The 1,635-nt window shown below is 47.8% G+C and carries 1 protein-coding gene; it reads right to left on the minus strand.

What is annotated here, in order from left to right; translation table 11 throughout:
• Positions 1–33: 33 nt before the first annotated feature.
• Positions 34–1,565 (minus strand): IS3 family transposase gene (locus J5X92_RS20825; RefSeq protein WP_348272405.1). Its coding sequence is split into 2 segments (ribosomal slippage): positions 34–1,118 and positions 1,118–1,565, totalling 1,533 coding nucleotides; the frame shifts between segments, so codons are not numbered across the junction.
• Positions 1,566–1,635: the final 70 nt, after the last annotated feature.

Raw genomic sequence — 1,635 nt, forward strand, 5'->3', positions numbered from 1 at the left:
CGGCGTTTTTCAAGGTAGTTGTCGCCTGAGCTGTTAAGCTGCTTCTTTTTTATTCTCCGGATTTAGCTCTACGCTTCCGATCTTATCCCAGTTTCTGGTTTCACCAGACCAACGACTTGGATTTCTCACTTTTGCCTCGGCATATAACTCAGTGCGCTTTGCCAGTATCTGTTGGTCTTCACCTTTGTGTCGCTGCTCTGGGGTAACGAATCTTATGCGGCTATGGCGATGTTCGGTGTTATACCAGCGGACAAAATCTCGCACCCAGGCTCGCGCTTCCTCCAGCGACTTAAAGCCTTCACTCGGCCATCTATGGCAGTATTTGACTGTGCGGAACAGAGATTCTGAGTAGGGATTGTCATTACTGACACCGGGGCGGCTGCGAGAGCCGATAACGCCCATTTCAATCATCTTTGCTTGCATGGTCAGGCTCTTCATCGGACTGCCATTATCAGAATGCAAGATTATTTCTTCATTCACGCATTTCTCAGACCATAGCGTGCGCTCTAATAGGCTAGCGGCATGCTCACCAGACTCGCAATCGTACACTTCCCATCCCACGACTTTACGGCTAAAAATATCCATTATCATGTACAGATAAAAGAACCGGCCAATGACCGTAGAGGGGCAGTACGATATATCCCAGGTCCACACTTCACAGGGGCCCGTAGCGGTAAACCCATCAGGTTTCGCCAGTGTCCCTTTGGGTTTTGCTTTGCCTCTGTGGGTAAGCTGATTATTGGCTTTTAATATACGGTAAAAGCTGGATTCCGAACCCAGATAAATTCCTTCATCAGCTAATATGGGAACAATCTGGCTAGGCGGGAGACTGGCAAACCGTTCTTCATTACAGATATCCAAAATGGCTTGTTGTTCTATCTCAGTTAGCTTATTTGCAGGCGTCGGCCTGCTCGCCTCCGGGCGCTTATCTGCACAAATTCCATCCGCGTCCCGCCATCGTTGTAACGTGCGCAGGGATAAGCCGATGATGCCACAGGCTTTGTGCTTTCTGGCCCCCGCACTAACGGCTTCATCAATCAGTGAAATATAGTATTGCCTATCTGAGAACGTGGTTAGTTGTCCTCGTCTTCCCCCCAGTAGGCATTTAACTTTTTTCTAAGCACCAGAAGCGCAGCAGTTTCGGCTAACGCTGCGTCTTTGCGTTTTAACTCTCTTTCCAGCTCTTTAATGCGTTTCTTATCCGCTTTACGTTCCTGGGCCTGCTGTTTACGCTTATCCGCCTCGGATTGATTACCGGAGATACAGCTATGTTTCCATTGCTGGATTTGCTCCGGGAAAAGGCCCTTTTTCCGGCAGTATTCACTTACCTCAACTTCCGACATGGCAGCAGTCTCTATCACTGCAGAAAACTTCTGCTCTGCTGTCCAACTATCTGGCGTATTACTTTTAGTCAAACTGAAATCGGCCTCTGTATACTTATCCCGCCAACCATACAAAGTAGACAGGCTAATACCTTCTCTTTGCGCAAACTGGCGTAATGATAAACCGCTTTCAATCAACTTACTAACCACTGCCTTTTTATGTTCTTCTGGATAATGTCTCACTCATGCCTAACTTCCGCACCCTGTCTAATACTATGAAAAACTGAGGCGACAACTATCCTGACACAGGGGG

The sequence above is a fragment of the Alteromonas sp. K632G genome (assembly GCF_017653625.1).
GTDB classification, from domain to species: domain Bacteria; phylum Pseudomonadota; class Gammaproteobacteria; order Enterobacterales; family Alteromonadaceae; genus Alteromonas; species Alteromonas naphthalenivorans.